The 16,155-nt window shown below is 66.2% G+C and carries 17 protein-coding genes; 15 read left to right on the top strand and 2 right to left on the bottom strand.

Features of this window, described 5'->3' with window-relative positions:
- Window positions 1-14: 14 nt before the first annotated feature.
- Complete coding sequence (locus ACFV2O_RS11840) at window positions 15-1,439, bottom strand: serine hydrolase domain-containing protein (RefSeq protein ID WP_379251789.1); 1,425 nt, start codon at window positions 1,437-1,439, stop codon at window positions 15-17.
- A 462-nt stretch (window positions 1,440-1,901) separates the two neighbouring features.
- On the opposite strand from ACFV2O_RS11840, the gene ACFV2O_RS11835 reads away from it, so the two are divergent.
- From ACFV2O_RS11835 to ACFV2O_RS11770, 14 genes are all read left to right on the top strand, one after another.
- The gene (locus ACFV2O_RS11835; RefSeq protein ID WP_195080102.1) at window positions 1,902-2,126 is read left to right on the top strand and encodes a hypothetical protein; all 225 of its coding nucleotides are present in this window, start codon (window positions 1,902-1,904) and stop codon (window positions 2,124-2,126) included.
- A complete protein-coding gene (locus ACFV2O_RS11830; protein WP_379251788.1) occupies window positions 2,126-2,314 on the top strand; it encodes a hypothetical protein in 189 nt (62 codons plus the stop codon). Before ACFV2O_RS11835 ends, ACFV2O_RS11830 begins: the two co-directional genes overlap by 1 nt.
- A 369-nt stretch (window positions 2,315-2,683) precedes the next feature.
- On the top strand, window positions 2,684-3,493 hold the full coding sequence (locus tag ACFV2O_RS11825) for an ABC transporter permease (protein WP_355077680.1): 810 nt from the start codon (window positions 2,684-2,686) through the stop codon (window positions 3,491-3,493).
- 2 nt (window positions 3,494-3,495) lie between these two features.
- Window positions 3,496-4,359, top strand: coding sequence for an ABC transporter permease (locus tag ACFV2O_RS11820; RefSeq protein WP_356961971.1), 864 nt, complete (start codon window positions 3,496-3,498; stop codon window positions 4,357-4,359).
- Between the two features lie 8 nt (window positions 4,360-4,367).
- On the top strand, window positions 4,368-5,816 hold the full coding sequence (locus ACFV2O_RS11815) for an MlaD family protein (protein WP_379251787.1): 1,449 nt from the start codon (window positions 4,368-4,370) through the stop codon (window positions 5,814-5,816).
- The gene (locus ACFV2O_RS11810) at window positions 5,813-6,835 is read left to right on the top strand and encodes an MlaD family protein (RefSeq protein ID WP_379251786.1); all 1,023 of its coding nucleotides are present in this window, start codon (window positions 5,813-5,815) and stop codon (window positions 6,833-6,835) included. Before ACFV2O_RS11815 ends, ACFV2O_RS11810 begins: the two co-directional genes overlap by 4 nt.
- Window positions 6,832-7,845, top strand: a complete 1,014-nt coding sequence (locus tag ACFV2O_RS11805; RefSeq protein ID WP_379251785.1) for an MCE family protein — start codon at window positions 6,832-6,834, stop codon at window positions 7,843-7,845. Before ACFV2O_RS11810 ends, ACFV2O_RS11805 begins: the two co-directional genes overlap by 4 nt.
- Window positions 7,845-8,945, top strand: coding sequence for an MCE family protein (locus ACFV2O_RS11800; protein WP_379251784.1), 1,101 nt, complete (start codon window positions 7,845-7,847; stop codon window positions 8,943-8,945). Before ACFV2O_RS11805 ends, ACFV2O_RS11800 begins: the two co-directional genes overlap by 1 nt.
- Complete coding sequence (locus ACFV2O_RS11795) at window positions 8,942-10,072, top strand: MCE family protein (protein ID WP_379251783.1); 1,131 nt, start codon at window positions 8,942-8,944, stop codon at window positions 10,070-10,072. Before ACFV2O_RS11800 ends, ACFV2O_RS11795 begins: the two co-directional genes overlap by 4 nt.
- Window positions 10,069-11,247, top strand: a complete 1,179-nt coding sequence (locus ACFV2O_RS11790) for an MlaD family protein (RefSeq protein ID WP_355077447.1) — start codon at window positions 10,069-10,071, stop codon at window positions 11,245-11,247. Before ACFV2O_RS11795 ends, ACFV2O_RS11790 begins: the two co-directional genes overlap by 4 nt.
- A 10-nt stretch (window positions 11,248-11,257) precedes the next feature.
- The gene (locus tag ACFV2O_RS11785; protein ID WP_379251782.1) at window positions 11,258-11,947 is read left to right on the top strand and encodes a hypothetical protein; all 690 of its coding nucleotides are present in this window, start codon (window positions 11,258-11,260) and stop codon (window positions 11,945-11,947) included.
- 58 nt (window positions 11,948-12,005) lie between these two features.
- A complete protein-coding gene (locus ACFV2O_RS11780) occupies window positions 12,006-13,208 on the top strand; it encodes a TetR/AcrR family transcriptional regulator (protein WP_379251781.1) in 1,203 nt (400 codons plus the stop codon).
- Window positions 13,209-13,406: 198 nt separating this feature from the next.
- Window positions 13,407-13,679: a hypothetical protein gene (locus ACFV2O_RS11775; protein WP_379251780.1), complete on the top strand. Its 273-nt coding sequence runs from the start codon at window positions 13,407-13,409 to the stop codon at window positions 13,677-13,679.
- Window positions 13,676-14,584, top strand: a complete 909-nt coding sequence (locus ACFV2O_RS11770; protein ID WP_379251779.1) for an oxygenase MpaB family protein — start codon at window positions 13,676-13,678, stop codon at window positions 14,582-14,584. Before ACFV2O_RS11775 ends, ACFV2O_RS11770 begins: the two co-directional genes overlap by 4 nt.
- 189 nt (window positions 14,585-14,773) lie before the next feature.
- On the opposite strand, the gene ACFV2O_RS11765 is transcribed toward ACFV2O_RS11770, so the two are convergent.
- The gene (locus ACFV2O_RS11765) at window positions 14,774-15,649 is read right to left on the bottom strand and encodes an alpha/beta fold hydrolase (RefSeq protein ID WP_379251778.1); all 876 of its coding nucleotides are present in this window, start codon (window positions 15,647-15,649) and stop codon (window positions 14,774-14,776) included.
- Between the two features lie 95 nt (window positions 15,650-15,744).
- Here ACFV2O_RS11765 and ACFV2O_RS11760 point away from each other — a divergent pair, with 95 nt between their 5' ends.
- On the top strand, window positions 15,745-16,134 hold the full coding sequence (locus ACFV2O_RS11760) for a winged helix-turn-helix transcriptional regulator (protein ID WP_379251777.1): 390 nt from the start codon (window positions 15,745-15,747) through the stop codon (window positions 16,132-16,134).
- Window positions 16,135-16,155 lie beyond the last annotated feature (21 nt).

Below are 16,155 nucleotides of genomic sequence, written 5' to 3'. Positions count from 1 at the left end.
GGCTCCGACAGCGGTCAGGCCCGCCGGGCAAGTCGGCCGCCGCCGTTGCGGAAACGCGCTCGGCCGTCACGGATGTCGTGGAAGGAGACGAGCAGCAGTCGCAGGTATCCGTCGAACGTCTCGAACGGGTATCCGGCGGGCGCGAAAAGGCCGGGCCGGATCGGCACGTACCGTTGCGGAGGGGCGGTGGTCGTGCCCCCGGCGAACTCGGTGAAGATCCGCTCCTGCGATGCGTCCGCCGGTTCGTAGGTCACGCGCTCCTCGAGTTGGCCGTCGACGACGCCGACCTCGACGCGCAGCTGATCGGAACGGTAGGTGCCCACGTAGGGGGTGAGATCGATGTCCTGCGCCGATTCGGTGATCAGGGTGGGGATCCGAACGCCGAGGTGTTCGCTCAGCAGCCAGCGCAGAATCTGGTCGTGCAGCATGATCGCCCCCGGGGTGTTGCCGAAGGCGGTGAACACCAGGTCGTGCTCGGGCACGACGCACAGGATGGACACGCCGCCGGGTGACGCGCCCGACATCGCGAGGACGGTCGTGTCGCCGAACGGATACCGCACCCAACCCAAGCCCATCGGGGGGACGTTCGGGGTGGCCATGTCGTGCGAGACCTGTTGCATCAGTGCGGTAGACCCGGCCGAGAGGACGCGCCTTCCGGAGGGGGACACACCGCCCGCGAGATGGGTGCGTCCGAAGGCGAGCAGGTCGGCGACGGTGCCGATCGGCGTGCCGCCCGCCGGTCCCCAGGTGTCGGGCAGTGTGAACATTCCGGTGGGCTCGGCCGCCATGGTCTCGGGGTCCGGGAAGTGCCCGATGGCGGTGCTGCGCAGGATCGCTCGTTCGGCCGACGTGCTGGAGTCGGTCATGCCGACAGGTGCGTAGACGTCGCGCTCGAGCAGGTCGGGGAAGGACAGACCGGTCACCACCTCCAGCAAGCGGCCCGCGACGATCATGCCGCCGTTGGAGTAGCTGAGCTGCTCGCCGGGCTCGAACAGGACACCGCAATTGCGCGCGAGACCCTCGACATAAGTTTTCAGGGAGTCGCGCCCTTTCGCATCGGGGAAGAACAAGTCCGCATCGATGCCGTTGGTATGCGAAATGAGGTGGCGAACCAGGATCTTCTCCGCGGCGCCCGGCGCGGTCAGGGCGAACTCGGGCAGGTACCGCACCACCGGCGCGTCCAGATCGAGCAGCCCGCGCTCGACCTGCTGGAGGACCAACGTGGTGGTCAGCACCTTGGTCACCGAGCCGAAGAGGAACCCGGTGTCCGCGCGCATCGGCGCCCCGGTGGCGACGTTCGCGGTGCCGTGGGCGACGACGATCTGCTCGCCCGCACGGTAGACGCCCGCGACGAATCCGGGGACTTCGTTGGACATGCAGTAGGCGGCGATCTGCTCGCGAATTCGGGCTTCGGCGGTGTGCAGTGCGTTGTTGTTCATGCCGACCACCGTCCAACCTTGCCCCTGGGGCAAGGTCAAGCCCGTGCGACGGAGTCCATTCCCGCCTCGGCCTTACGTGGCGGCGTGGCGGGGTGTGCGGCGCAGATGGCGAGGCGCTCGCGCCGGTGGTCGACGCAATCGACGACATGTGCGCCGTGCCGAAACCGAACGCCACCAACGTAGACGTGCGTGTCGTGGCGCATGTGGTGCGGGCGCAGTGCTGCACATCCAGAAGAATATTCATCAACATGATCCGGGCGACAGGCTGCTGATATGGAGCTATTACCTGCTTGTATCCAAGTTGCCGGTCCGCATCTCTCGATACCCCTTCCATAGATGTAAGAATATCGACTAACATACGGCGCGGATCTCGTTGACTGGCGCGCGCGGCCGGACGCCTCGTCCCGTGGTGTCCGATGCGTGTGCGGCGGCGTGGATCGAAGCGAAAGGATGCATCGACGCATGCTCAAGAAGCTGGACCGAATACTCGGTTACGAGATGAAGGTCTCCGAGTTCCTCGGCACTCTCATCATCATCGGCGTTCCCTACGGCCTGGCCGGGGTGATCTGGACGCTCACGCACACCGGTCATCTGCGCGATATGCACGGCATCGATCTGCTGATGTCGTTCCTGGGATCGATCGTGTGCTGGCCCGTGCTGACCTTCTCGAATGTGTGCATGACCTGATGATGGCTTTGGTGTGGCTCATCGACGTTCTCGTGATCGTGGTCAAGATCCTCGGTGGGCGGATGAAGGTCAATCCCGTGCTCCGCTTCGGGCTGTGGGTGGCCGTACTCGGTCTTTTCCTGGCCGGCTGCGCGGTGCTCGCCGCACTCGCGGTGCTGCTGCAACGTTGGCTGGAGGCCCTCGCCTAGCGGCTTCGCAGACTCGGCTCCGGTCGTCCGAGTGCAGAATAGATGATCACTTACTTTCGAGATTCGCTTTCCGGCGTGGTCATCTATGTGCAGTGGACGCATGTATATGCAGGCTAGAAGCGGTATCGAACAAGGTCCTTGACTTGGACCGCGCGCTTCGACGGATGTCGTTTTTTGCTGGAATAGTGAATCACTTGTAACTTGTCTGACGTCTGTGAGGTGTGCAACACTTCACACGCTCCGCGCCATCGAAGGGGCGGCCGCCGGCGCGGTGGACGAGAAATCGGAAAGGAACGGCTACCGGTGACTGCCTCGTTGCGAACGCCAGCCGACAAGCAACCGCCACTGGAACCGGGCGAGCTCGGGAAGATGATCGACAGCGCTTCGGGTTTGTGGCGGCGCCACCCCCAGCGGTCGCTGGAAACACTGGGCAGGCAGGTCACTCTGGGCCGTGAAGCCTTCGTCCAGCTGTTCGTCTCACTGGTGCGGGCACGATTCCCGTACCGGGAATTCATCAAGCAGTGCGCCTTCATGGCCAACGTGTCGGCGGCGCCGACGGTATTCGTTGCCATCCCGATCGCCGTCGTGGTATCCATCCAGGTCGGCGCGCTCGTGAATCAAGTCGGCGCAACGACATTCATCGGCGCGGTCGCCGGATTGGGCATCATCCGCCAGGGCGCTCCGCTGGTGTCGGCGTTGATGGTCGCCGGTGCGGTCGGTTCGGCGATCTGTGCCGATCTGGGATCGCGAACCATCCGGGAAGAGATCGACGCGATGATGGTGATGGGCGTCGATCCGGTACGCCGCCTGGTCGCGCCCCGGCTCGCCGCGGCGGTGCTGGTGAGCGTCCTGCTCTGCGGATTCGTCGTGTTCGTCGGATTCGCCACCGCGTACATGTTCAACGTGTACGCCCAATCCGGTACGCCGGGCTCGTTCATCAGCTCGTTCGCGTCCTTCGCGGTGGCGAACGATCTGATCATCGCCTTGGTCAAGGCCGCGATCTTCGGTGTGCTGACCGCGGTCATCGCCTGTGATATCGGCTTGCACGCGCACGGCGGCCCTGGCGGTGTCGCCAACGCGGTGAACTCGGCGGTGGTCAGCTCGGCGCTGATGTTGTTCGCCACCAACATCATTCTCACTCAGCTGTACAACACGCTCTTTCCGGCGAAGGTGGTGTGAGCATGGCGAGCAGCTACACACCTCCGGCGCTGCGGCCCCTGCATGCCGCCGGGAAAGTCGCGCTGGCGCCTGTGCACGCCAATCAGCGCGTGGGGCATCAGGCCATCACGTTCTTCCAGGCGCTGATCGCCATCCCGTTCGTCCTGAAGCACTATCGCCGTGAGGTGGCCCGGCTGACGGCCGATGTCGGCTGGGGCAACGGCTCGCTCATCGTGGGCGGCGGCACGATCGGTGTGGTCGTCATCCTGTGCGCGTTCGGCGGCATCATCGTCGGCATGGAGTCGTTCACGGCTCTGAATCTGCTGACGATGTCTCCGCTCACCGGAGCGATCTCCGGATTCGCGACCACTCGCGAACTCGCGCCGATCCTGGCGACCTTGGCTTTCGCCATCCAGGCGGGATGCCGGTTCACCGCTCAACTGGGCTCGATGCGCATCTCCGAGGAGATCGACGCGCTGGAATCCATCGCCATCCGCCCGCTGCCGTATCTGATCAGCACCCGCATGATCGCCGCGACCCTGACCATCATCCCGCTCTACAGCATCGGTCTCGCCACCGCCTACCTGGCCACCAAGATCACGGTGCTGTTCTTGGGCGGCACGGCGGCGGGCACCTACGATCACTACTTCTTCCAGTTCCTGATCGGCCCGGACGTCTTCTTCTCGCTGCTCAAAGTAGTGGTGTTCGTGCTGCTTTCGACGTTCATCCAGTGTTACCACGGCTACGTCGCCACCGGTGGCCCGGAAGGCGTCGGGGTCGCGGCCGGGCGCGCCATCAAGATGGTGATCGTCGTGATGGTGTTCGCGAATCTCTTTCTCACGCTGACGATCTGGGGCATCGATCCCGGATTCCGGATCTCGGGGTAAGGCCGACGATGATTCTTGACCCCAGTGGTCGCGGACCGACCGCGAGACAGCTGACCCTCGCCGGGTTGGCGGTGCTGACGACGGTAGCGGTCCTGCTGTACCTGCTCGCGCTGCGCTACACCGGCTACTTCGAGGACAAGGTCCCGGTGACCGTGGAGCTCACCAGCACCGGCGACGGCTTGCCCGGGCGGGCGGACGTCAAATTCCGCGGCATGGTCGTCGGCCGGGTGGCCGCGGTGGACGTGGTGGCCCGCGGCGCCCGGCAGCAGGCGCGCGTGGATCTGAAACCGGGTGTCGCCTCAACCATTCCGGTGAACGTGACGGCCAGGGTGATCCCGAACAACCTGTTCGGCGTCACGGCGATCGAATTCGTCGACAACGGCCCTGAACCGAAAACGCTGCGCGCAGGCGCCACCATCGCGGAGGACACCAGCAGCGAGACGGTGGCGTTGCAGACGACGTTGAATGTGCTGCGCAACGTGCTCGAGAACATCCAACCGGAGAAATTGGGCCGGGTGCTGGCCACTCTCGCGGCCGCGCTGGATCCCGCGGCGCGTGCGCCCGGCTCGACGGTGGAGCGCCTGGACAACTGGCTGACCGAAATTCGGGCGACGCCCGGCATCGACGCGCTGCTCGGTGACCTCGGGCGGGCATCGATCGCGTTGAGCCAGTCGGCTCCCGAACTGGTCGGGGTGCTGTCGGAGTCGGTGACCACCGCCCGCACGCTGGCCGAACGACGGTCGAAGCTCATCGACTTGCTGGCCACCGGTAACGCGACGGTCGACTCGGTCAACGCACTGTTCGCCCGCAACCCCGACGCGGGCAAGTTCCTCGTGTCCGGTCTGGACGATCTGTTCGGCGGGTTGGCCGAGGATCCCGAGGCCATCCCGTACACGGCCGCGAATCTGAACGTGGCCCTGCGACGGCTGGCGACCACGTTCCACTTCGGTCCGTCCAAACAGATGGTGTGGCAGATGGATGTCTCGTTCACGCCGTTCCAGCAGTACACGGCGAAGGACTGCCCGCACTACGGCGACCAGTACGGTCCCCGCTGCGGAGGCGCCACGGTGCCCGAGGTGGCGCCGGAGCAGAACTACCCGCCGCAGCTGATGCCGAAGTGGCTCGACGCGGCGGGGCCCGCACCCGTGCCGGTCGCGCCCGCGCCGCTGGGCGCAATGGGGCTGGTGCTGCCGGGCCTGCCCGCGATTCCCGGTCTCCCGTTCATCCCGGGTCTGCCGTCCGTCCCCGGCCTTTCGCCGAGCGCCGTGGCACCCGGCGAGCCCGGCCCGCAGAGTCCGGGCCCCGAGGCGCGGCCCATCGCGCTGCGCGGTTCCGACGCCGTGGCGGCGATCGTGGGAGGGCGGCCGACCGTGGCCCAGTACCTGCTGCTGACTCCGGTGCTGGCGGGCGGATCGGTCACCGTGACCGCCGCCGACGAGGGAGGGGCGCGCCGATGAGATCAGGCAAGGCGCTGGCGGGATTCAGCTTGTTCGCGGTGCTGGCGGTCGCGCTCACCGTCACCATCTGGTCCACATTGCAGCGATCGGTCACCGGGGATACCCAGCGCTACTCGGCGGTCTTCTCCGACGTGCTCGGCCTGCGCGTCGGGGACGACGTACGCGTGGCAGGCGTGCGGGTCGGTCGCGTGGACAAGATCGACTTCACCGACGGCTACCGCGCCGAGGTGGAGTTCCGGATCGATGCGCGCCAGCATCTCACCACCACGACGAAGGCGCTGGTGCGCTACCAGAATCTGATCGGTCAGCGCTATATCGCCCTGGCGCCGGGCAAGGAAGCGGGCGCCGTCGTCGCGGCGGGCGCGCGGATTCCGCTGGAGCGAACCGAACCGTCGTTCGACGTGTCCGCGTTGTTGTCCGGCTTCGAGCCGTTGTTCACCGTGCTGCAACCCGATCAGGTCAATTCCCTGTCCGAGACGTTGATCCAGGCCCTGCAAGGCAACCAGGTGTCGCTCAGCAGCCTGATCACCCAAGCCGCGGACCTGGCGGGCACTTTCGGGCAGCGGGACAAGATCCTGGGGGAGGTCCTGAGCAACCTGAGCTCCGTGATCGGCGGCCTGGCCAATCGCAGCGGCGAGCTGGAGACGCTGCTCACCCAGGCCAGGGCGCTGGTCGAGGCGCTCTACTCGCAAGGCGAGAGTCTGAAGCAGTCGGTGGACCGCGTCGCGCACACGACCGACTCGCTGACCCAGCTGATCATGCAGGTCAAGCCGGGTTTGTCGAAGGCGCAGAACGATGCCACCACAGGTGTGGCGTTGCTGCTGCTCAACGGCGCTTCCTTGGACCGGGCTGCGGTCGAACTGCCCGCCGTACTCAACGGCGTCGCGCGCTTCACCAGCAACGGCGCCTACGGCAACGCGTATTTGTGCAGCCTCGACGTGTCGTTGTGGGGCGTGCTGTTGCCTCCGGGACTGTTCTCCCAGGTGGGCGGCAACTCGCATTCGGAGGTGTGCCGATGAGCAAGCGCATTCCGTGGCCGGGATTCCTGCGGAACCGGTATCTGCGACTCGGCCTGGTCGCCGCCGCGACGGTGGCCGCTCTGTTGATCGGCTCCAGTGTCCTGACCCAGGCCCGGTTGGGCGACAAGACGATTCACGCCGAATTCGCCCAGGCCGCGGGTTTGCGTCCGGGCGCGACGGTGGACGTGTCGGGGATCGAAGTGGGTGCGGTGCGCGCGGTCCGTCTCGAAGGCGCCAAGGTCGTGGTCGATCTCAAAGTGCGTCGCGATCTCCGTCTCGGCCCCGACGCGCGTGCGGCGATCAAGATGTCGACGATTCTCGGCCGCCTGCACGTGGACCTGGTGCCAGGAGACGGAAAGGGCCTGCCGGGCAATCGCATCCGCATCGAGAACACGTCGGTGCCGTACAACCTGAGCAAGGTCATCCAGGACCCGAAGTACAAGAACTCCTTCGAACGCATCGAACGCCTCGATCCGCAGAAGCTACGCCAGGCGCTCGACCTGGTCGACCAGCAGATGGGGGATTCCCCGCAGCTGGCGGTCCAGGCGCTCGACAGCATCGGCGCGCTCGCCAAGGTCGTGACCGATCGCCGCGACGAAGTGGATTCGCTGCTGAAGAGCATGGACCAGGTGTCCCAGCTGGTCTCGGACAACCAGAACAGCGTGCTGTTGCTGTTGACCCGCGGCGAGGCGATCGGCAACGCCGTCCAGCAGCGACAGGATCTGTTGAAACAGTTGCTCGACAACGTCGCGGCCCTGTCGAGATTGCTCCAGGAGATGGGTCTGGAGAACAACGGCCAGCTCGGGCCGCTGATCCACGACCTGAACACCATGTCCGAGGGATTGGTCAAGAACCGCGACAATCTGGACCGGCTCTACGAGAACATGCCGATCGCTCTGCGGCAGTTCAACAACGCCGTCGGCAACGGTCCGTACGGCGACGTCTGGGCGCCGTGGTTCTTCCCGGACAACTGGCTGTGCTTCGCTCGAGCCGTACAGGGGTGCAATTGATGAGAACACGACGATTCGCGCAGCTCGGCGTGCTGGTCGTGGCCGCGCTGGTCACCGCGAGTTGCGCGCTCGTACCGGACAGCCTGACCGCGCTGCCGAGGCAGTACCTCGGCGAGCGCATCCGCATCAGCGCCGATTTCGAGAACGTCGCCGGGCTGTACGCGGGCAACGAGGTCGCGGTGCTGGGCGTTCCGGTCGGCCGGGTCGACACCGTGGAGGCCAAGGGCAGCTACGTCCAGGTCACCATGAGCCTGGAACAGGGAACCAAGGTCCCGGCCGATGCCATCGCCGCCTTGGTGTCGCCGCAGCTGATCACCAATCGGCATGTCGAACTCGCCCCCGCGTACAGCGGGGACGGGCCGCTGCTCACCGACGGGACGCACATCCCGCTGGCCAGGACGCGCACACCGGTCGAACTCGACCGCATCCTGCAGAATTTCGACCAGCTCGGCGCCGCGCTCAAAGGCGACGACCGGAACGGTCCGATGGCCAGCCGTGTCCTGTTCCCGCTCTTGGACGGCAACGGCGACAAACTGCGCGCGACCCTGGACGCGCTGTCCTCGGCGTTCGAGGTGACCTTCGCCAACAAGGACCAGATCTCGAACACGATCATCAAACTCAACGAGATCACGCAGATCATCGCCCAGAACGACCAGACGGTACGTGATTTCAGCGGCCGCCTCACCGAACTGGTGCAGCTGATGGGCGACCAGGCGCCCGGTCTGCAGGCGGTGCTGCGGCAGTTGGACCAGTTCGTCGCCAACACCGCCACGCTGGTCGGCGAGAACTCCGATCAGCTCGCCGGTGCGCTGGAGCGATTCACGACCATCACCGAACAGATGCGGGCCAACGCCCGCGGCCTCACCGAGATCGTCGACGTCGGGCCGTTGCTGTTCGAGAACTTGTCCAACGCGGTAAGCCGGGAGCACCAAGCGCTGCGCCTGCACGCGCTGACCGACAAGGTCCTGCTCGACAACGAGGTCGTGTCCCAGTTCTGCGAACGCGTCCAGATGCGCCTGGATGGCTGCCGCACCGGGAAGATCCAGGACTTCGGGCCCGACTTCGGCCTCACCGCGGCACTACTGGGGATTTCGAAATGATCGGAACGAACTCGCTTCGACGCACCGCGGTGGCGGCGGCGTTGGCCGCGGTCATGGGCACCGCGACCGGCTGCGGCGTGACTGTGGCGAATCTGCCGATGCCCAAACCGGGTATCGGAGCCCCCGGCTACACCATTCGCGCTGCCTTCCGTGACGCGCTCAATCTGCCCGATCACGCGCACGTGAAGATCGGTGGCACCGATATCGGCGTCGTCACCGCGATCAGCACGACCAACTTCATCGCGGAGGTGGAAATGCTGATCAGGGAGGACATCCAGCTGCCACGCGGTACCACCGCGGAGTTGCGTCAGGCGACGCCGCTCGGCGACATCTTCGTCGCGATGACGTTGCCCGCGGCCACATCCGGCGGCGAGAATCTGCGCGCCGGTGACGTCATCGGAACCGAGCACACGTCGGCCGCCGCGTCCGTCGAGCAGCTGATGATGTCGGTCTCGATGTTGATCAACGGCGGCGGCATCAACCAGGCCGCGAAGATCACCTCCGAGATGGATTCGATGTTCGCGGGCCGCGCGCCGCAACTCGCGCACCTGCTCAGCGAACTGACCGGTGTCATCGCCGCGCTGAATCAGCGCACCGGCGACATCGACAGCGTCCTGACCGGCCTCAATGTGCTCACCGGTGAATTGGCCAGGCGGAAGGCCGAGTTGGGCGACGCCGCGGATACCTTCCCGGGGCTGCTGGCTCTGCTCGCGGAGAACAACCAGTCCATCGTGGACCTGCTCGACAAAGTCTCGACCACGATGACCGCGCTCGGCGATTTCACCGAGACGACCGGCCCGCAGGCGGTCAGCTTGTTCGACAGCATCCAGCGGTTGATGGCGGGTTTCACCCAGATGGGCGACGACCTGGACGGAACGTTGAACGGCCTGCACACCATCTATCCCTCGCTGATGGCGAGCCTCGACGGGCCCGCCCTGGCCGTCGCCGCGACGGTGTCCTACCTCAGTGTCGGGGCCTTGACCGATCCCAGCGGCAGCAGGCTGCCCGAGATCGGCGACGTGCCCGCGTTCATCGGCAGCTTGGCGCAGGTGATCGAGAAGGTGATCGGCCGGGTCACCAGTCCGCCACAGCAACCTCAGCAGCCCCAGCAAGGAGGAGAGCGATGAATCCCCCCTTGTGGCGGTGGCTGGTCCGCCGCCGTGTCGCGGTGGCGAACTTCGGATTGATCGTGGTGCTGATCCTCGGCGCGGCCTATCTCGGCGCCGAAGTCCTGCGGTTCGATCCGCTGCGCGACGACTACACGGTGACTGTGGAGTTGCAGTCGTCCGGTGGCTTGTCGGCGGGCAACGACGTCACCTTCCGCGGCACCAGGGTCGGCAAGGTCCGCGAGGTGAAAGTCGCGGGCAGCGGCGTCGCGGCCGTGGCCGAGATCGACTCCGCGGCCGAGATTCCCGTGGGCGGCACGGTCGCCGTCGGCCGGTTGTCGGCGGCGGGCGAGCAGTACCTGGACTTCCGCCCGGATTCCGACACCGGCCCCTACCTCACCGACGGAGCGCTGGTGGAACGCTCCCAGACGACCGTGCCGGTGAGCGTGCAGTCGGTGCTGACCGATCTCAGCGGCTTCATCGGGGGATTGAACCCGGACCGGTTGAACGTGATCGTCGACGAACTCGACAAGGCGCTGGCCGGAGGCCCCGACCAGTTGCGCAACATGGTGTCGGGCATCAGTCGCGCCATGGCCGGGCTGACCGACCTGCTGCCGCAGACACGTCAGCTGATCGAAAACCTCGAAGTGATCGCGGAGACGACCTCGCATGCGCAACCGGACCTCGCGACACTCACGCGCACGGGCGGCGTGCTGTTCGAGCAGCTGACCGCGGCGGATCTGGAAGTACGTCACCTCCTGGACGAAGGGCCCGCCCAGCTCGGCACACTCGGCGGCTTCGTGTCCCGCACCCAGGATCCCATCACGAACCTGGTGACGAACTTCGTCGCGATCACCAAGGCGGCCAAGCTGCGCGCCCCGGCGATCGCGGCACTGTTCCCCGCGTTGCGGGTCGGCTCGGAGGCGCTGGGCATACCCGCCCACGACAACGCCTTCTACACCCTGGTCGACATCTGGCCGCGCCCCACATGCGAATACGACACCATCCCGGTGGTGCCCACGGACAAGATGACCGACACCCGAGTCCGGCTCTACAACTACTGCGTCACCAACGATCCCGCCCTGCAGGTGCGTGGTTCGGCGAACGCGCCGCGTCCCGGCATTCCGGACAACGGGGCCGCTCGGCCGCCTGGTGTCCATGGCGACGAACTGTCCCGCCCGGTCCCCGGCAACTAGGAGATTTCCGATGAAGAGCGAAGACCTCGATCCGACCGCCGAAACAGGCTCGCCGGCAACGCAAGCGGATGAGAAGGACGCCGAGTCCGTGCGCACCGACTCCGCGGGCACGACTGCGCCGGACGCGAATCCCGCCGGAACCGGCACAGCGAAATCCGGTGATCGGTGGCGCCGGCTGCGCGGTCTGCCGATCCGCCGTCCCGGTCCGATCGCCCTGCGTTCGGCGGCCGCGATCCTCGTGGGTGTGTCGGTGGCGTCGGCCGGTTACTGGTACGTCCAGAATCACGACAGCAAGAATCTGCTGGCGGCACAGGAGGACGCACGCGCCGCGGCCTGCCGCTACGCGCCCGTCCTGGCGAACTACGACTCGAAGAATCTCGACGCCTACTTCGCCGCCGTCAGCGACGGCGCCACCGGCGACTGGAAGAAACAATTCGAGTCCACCAGCACGGAGCTGCGTACGGTGCTCGGCGAAGGCCAGGTCACTTCGGCCACGCGCGACGTGCAGTGCGCGATTCGCGCCGGTGACGAACACTCCGCCGAAGCGATCGTGGTCATCGGCCAGACCATCACCAGTCTCGGCACCAAGGGCAAGCCCGCGCCGGGGCAATTGTCGATGGTGATGCGCTTGGAGAAGGTCGGGGATAGGTGGCTGGTGAACAAGGTCAATTCGCCGTTGGCATTACCCGCGCAACCGTGACGCCGGCGCCGTGAAGAGCGCGAGAACAGAATCCGCTGAGCCCGGCTCGGAACGGGTGGTGCGCAGGCGCCCGCGTAACCGGCGGGCGCAGATCGCGGCCACGTCCGCCGCCGCGTTCGGGGCCCTCGGCTATCACGGCGTCAGCATGGAGGAGATCGCGGCCAAGGTCGGGATCAGCTCCGCGGCGCTGTATCGCCACTACCCCAGCAAGTATTCCCTGTTCCGCGAAGAGTTGCTCCGCTTGGGCCAGGTCACCGTCGACGCGGTGACGCTTCCCGCCGAGGCCGAGAGCTGGGGCGCCGAGGCTCGATTGCGATACGTCATCGATGCGTTGATCGCCCAGGCCGTCACCAATCGCCCGACCGTGACTTCGGCGCGCTGGGAAGGCCGCTATCTGGACGACGAAGACGGCAAGACCCTCACCGATCAATTCGCGACCTCGATCACCGCGCTTCGCCGGCTGATCGCTGCGGTGCGCCCAGGGTTGAGCAAGCGAGACGAATTCGTCCGGGCGGTGGCGATACTCAGCATCGTCAGCAGCATCGGTGATCACCACGCCGCCCTGCCGACGAAATCGCTCGCGGCCCTGCTGGCCGCAGCCTGTTGGACGGTGGTGCACGCGGTGTTGCCGACTTTCGCCGAATCCCCCGTCGCGCAGCCGTCGACGGACCCGCCGACCCCTTTCAAACATCAGTTGTTGCTGGCGAAAGCCGTGGAACTGTTCCATGAGCGCGGATATCCGAATGTCAGCGTCGAGGACATCGCCGGCGCGGCGGACCTGGCCGCCGCGTCCGCGGTCTACCGCTACTACCGCAGCAAAAGCGACCTGTTGACCGCCGCTTTCCGTCGCGCCGCCGACCGGGTGGCGGACGCCATCGGTCCGGTCATCGCGTCTTCGGCCACTCCCTCCGCGGCGCTGACGGAATTGATCGCACTCTACGTCGCGGGCTCCTTCGCCGAGCGGGAACTGACATTCGTCTACTACACGGAGTTCTCGCACGTCCCGGCCGAAGAGCGAGTCGTGTTGCGCAACATTCAGCGTCTGTCGGTGGCCGAGTGGGGCAAGCTGCTGGTCGCCGTGCGCTCCGATCTCTCCGCAGCGCAAGCGCGAATTCTCGTGCACGCCGCGTTCGGTCTGGTCGTCGACCTCGGCAGGGCTCTGGGCGACGGCAGGCACGGCTGTCCGCAGGATGCCGTGGCGCGCTTGATGCGGGTCACCTTGTTCGATACGGCGACACAGCCGCCCGGCGTGCGGAAATGAGCGACCTGGCACGGCCAGTCCGGCGGCCTGGCGATCGATTTGAGACTCAGAACAAGGGACCACATATGAGGGTTATGAGCCCCGCCAAATATCGCCTTGGTTACTAGTTCTATTGCGTCATTAACTCAGCGCCGAGTAGAATCGTCAGTAACATAAGCACGGGTGACCGGTTCAGGTCATCGAACGCAGGAGAGTCCGATGCCCGCCGATGTTCTCGTGGAGGAGCGGCCGAAGTGGGAACGCGCCGGAGTCGGGCGTACTCCGGCTTCGGCGTCCGCGGGGCGTCGCGACACGGTCGGATCCGGACCGTCGACCGTCAGTCGGGTGCTGGGAGCGGAGTTGACCGTGTTCGAGTTCCTCGTCGTGCTCTCCGCCGCCGGGCTGGTGTTCGGCGGTGTCCGGCTGACGTCGGCGCGGCTGGTTCGCCTGGTCGCGCGACGCATGAACGCAGATGGAAGGACATCCCGATGACCGCAGTCGCTCATCAACCCGATCGCGACCACAGCGCGCCGCTGACGAAGGACTACACCCGCATCGGTATCAGCGTCACGCATCGGCCGTACACCAAGCGGCCGGTCAAACTCACCGACGCTCTGGACTTCTGGTCCTTCGCCGGCGCCGCGGCCAACGTTGTCATGCAGATGGCCCGGCCGGGCGTCGGCTACGGCGTGGCCGAAAGCAAGGTGGAGTCCGGCTCGCTGATGAAGCACCCGTGGAAACGGGCGCGCACGACCACGCAATATCTCGCGGTCGCCATCCTCGGTACCGAGGAAGAGCGCAGGGCATATCGCGAAGCGGTGAATGTGGCGCACCGGCAGGTGCATTCGGCCCCGGGCGCCGCCGTGAAGTACAACGCCTTCGACCGCAACCTCCAACTGTGGGTCGCCGCCTGCCTTTACATCGGTTTCGAGGACACCTACCAGCTGTTGCACGGGAGAATGAACGACGAGCAGGCCGAAGCGTTCTACACCTCGTCCTCCACTCTGGGCACCACCTTGCAGGTCACGGAGGACATGTGGCCCGCCACCCGCGCGGAATTCGACGAATATTGGAACACCGCGTGCGAGCAAGTCGTGCTGGACGACTACGTCCGGGGCTACCTCGACAGCCTGCTGAATCTTCGCATGATCCACTGGTACCTGCGGCTGCCTTTCCGGAACCTGCTCCGGTTCCTCACCATCGGATTCCTGGCCCCGATTTTCCGGGAACAGCTCCGGGTCGAGTGGACCGACGCCGACCAGCGGAGGTTCGAGAACCTGTTCGTATTCGTTTCCTTTGTCAACCGCTTCATTCCGCGCTTCGTGCGGCACGGCGGATCGCACGCGCTGATGGTCGATCTGCGTCGGCGAATCCGCAAGCAGAAGAACCTCATATGAGTCCGTACAAGTTGCTCATTGAACCATTCCGCTCCCGCGGAACCCGGGTTTGGTGATTTCGCGTACAGCCCGGTACATTCGTCTTGTCAAACTACCGAGCGATCGGTGGATAGGCGCGAATACCCCCGAGCGAGCCCCGAACCGATGTATACCGGTTCGGGGCTCGGTTGGTTTGTCCGCGCTTTCCCGTCAATCCGGCCGGAGTGCGGCCCCGCGGTCGTCGGCAAGAAAATCGCTGAGCAACGACACCAGTTCCGTCGGTGCGTGCAGCGGGATGATGTGCCCGCAACCCGGAATCTCGTGGTGGATCAGCACATCGGTGTTGGGAGCCAATTGCCGGGCCAGCGCGTCACCCACCGGGTGTGCGCCGACGGCCATGGTCGGCACCGTGAGCCGTGCGGTGGCCACCGCGTCGTGTATCTGCCGGGCGCTGGCCGGCATCGCACGGTAGTGCGAGAACGCGCATCGCAACGCCTCCGGGTCGCCGTAGGCCTCGACGAAGGCGTCCCGAATCGGCCCGGGGACACCGTGGCCCAAAGTGCCCGCGGCCAGAAACCAGTCGATATACGCCGCCTCGTTTCCGGCGACGACCTTCTCCGCGAGGCCGGGCACCGCATGGAACCCGAACCACCAGGGCGGCCCGGCGGACAGGAAATCCTCGGCGCCGGGCAGCGTGCCCAACAGCGATTCCATCAGCACCAGTCGCCGCACCCGGTGCTGGTACCGCATGGCCAGCAGAAAGGCGGGTGGCGTGCCCGCATCGATTCCGACCACCGCCGCGGTCGGCTCGCCGAGCGCGTCCAGCAGTCCTGCGGCGTCGACGGCCAGATTCCCCGCGTCGTAGCCGTCGGCCGCGCGCGTGCTCGCCCCGAGGCCGCGCAGATCCGGTGCGATCACTCGGCGCCCTCGCGCGAGCGGCCCGATCACCTCGGACCACAGCTGCCAGGTGTGCGGGAACCCGTGCAACAACAGGACCGCGGGCCCACGTCCGGCGATCGCGACATTCACCTCGATGCCATTGGTCGCGATGCGGCGCAACGAGATCTCGGAAGACAGGGTGGTCATCACCTACTCCTGGTCACTATTGGTTATCAGCTGACCGTAGGTAGGCTGGGCGGCGCTGCCAAGACCGCACTTTCGAATCAGGTGGTGAGCTCGAGGTGACTACCGATCCCCGGCGTAAGCACGCCGAAGCCGCCGGTGACCTGTTCGATCCCGCCTGTCCGACCCGGCGGCTGCTCGACCGCATCGGCACGAAATGGGTCTCCATGGTGGTGAAACTGCTCGCCGAGGCCGCGCCCGGCGAGGTGCGCTTCGCCGAACTCCAGCGCCGCATGCCCGGCGTCTCGCAGAAGATGCTCTCCGTGACCCTCCGGAATCTGACCGGGGACGGGCTGGTCGCACGGCGCGTGGAACCCACCGTGCCGCCGCGCGTGTACTACCGGCTCACCGAACTCGGTATGTCGCTGGAAGTTCCGCTGGCGGCGCTACGCGCGTGGGCCGAAGCGCACATGGCCGAGATCGACCACGGCCGTCCGGACAACCACTGACACGACGGGGGAGTCGAGACC

It is taken from the genome of Nocardia sp. NPDC059691, assembly GCF_042733915.1.
GTDB lineage: Bacteria > Actinomycetota > Actinomycetes > Mycobacteriales > Mycobacteriaceae > Nocardia > Nocardia sichangensis.
This window is presented reverse-complemented; position numbering and strand designations above follow the sequence as displayed.

Bases quoted from the DNA above. Each gene is read 5' to 3' on its own strand.
- ACFV2O_RS11840 (WP_379251789.1), bottom strand. From the start codon at position 1,439: ATGAACAACAACGCACTGCACACCGCCGAAGCCCGAATTCGCGAGCAG.
- ACFV2O_RS11835 (WP_195080102.1), top strand. From the start codon at position 1,902: ATGCTCAAGAAGCTGGACCGAATACTCGGTTACGAGATGAAGGTCTCC.
- ACFV2O_RS11830 (WP_379251788.1), top strand. From the start codon at position 2,126: ATGATGGCTTTGGTGTGGCTCATCGACGTTCTCGTGATCGTGGTCAAG.
- ACFV2O_RS11825 (WP_355077680.1), top strand. From the start codon at position 2,684: ATGATCGACAGCGCTTCGGGTTTGTGGCGGCGCCACCCCCAGCGGTCG.
- ACFV2O_RS11820 (WP_356961971.1), top strand. From the start codon at position 3,496: ATGGCGAGCAGCTACACACCTCCGGCGCTGCGGCCCCTGCATGCCGCC.
- ACFV2O_RS11815 (WP_379251787.1), top strand. From the start codon at position 4,368: ATGATTCTTGACCCCAGTGGTCGCGGACCGACCGCGAGACAGCTGACC.
- ACFV2O_RS11810 (WP_379251786.1), top strand. From the start codon at position 5,813: ATGAGATCAGGCAAGGCGCTGGCGGGATTCAGCTTGTTCGCGGTGCTG.
- ACFV2O_RS11805 (WP_379251785.1), top strand. From the start codon at position 6,832: ATGAGCAAGCGCATTCCGTGGCCGGGATTCCTGCGGAACCGGTATCTG.
- ACFV2O_RS11800 (WP_379251784.1), top strand. From the start codon at position 7,845: ATGAGAACACGACGATTCGCGCAGCTCGGCGTGCTGGTCGTGGCCGCG.
- ACFV2O_RS11795 (WP_379251783.1), top strand. From the start codon at position 8,942: ATGATCGGAACGAACTCGCTTCGACGCACCGCGGTGGCGGCGGCGTTG.
- ACFV2O_RS11790 (WP_355077447.1), top strand. From the start codon at position 10,069: ATGAATCCCCCCTTGTGGCGGTGGCTGGTCCGCCGCCGTGTCGCGGTG.
- ACFV2O_RS11785 (WP_379251782.1), top strand. From the start codon at position 11,258: ATGAAGAGCGAAGACCTCGATCCGACCGCCGAAACAGGCTCGCCGGCA.
- ACFV2O_RS11775 (WP_379251780.1), top strand. From the start codon at position 13,407: ATGCCCGCCGATGTTCTCGTGGAGGAGCGGCCGAAGTGGGAACGCGCC.
- ACFV2O_RS11770 (WP_379251779.1), top strand. From the start codon at position 13,676: ATGACCGCAGTCGCTCATCAACCCGATCGCGACCACAGCGCGCCGCTG.
- ACFV2O_RS11765 (WP_379251778.1), bottom strand. From the start codon at position 15,649: ATGACCACCCTGTCTTCCGAGATCTCGTTGCGCCGCATCGCGACCAAT.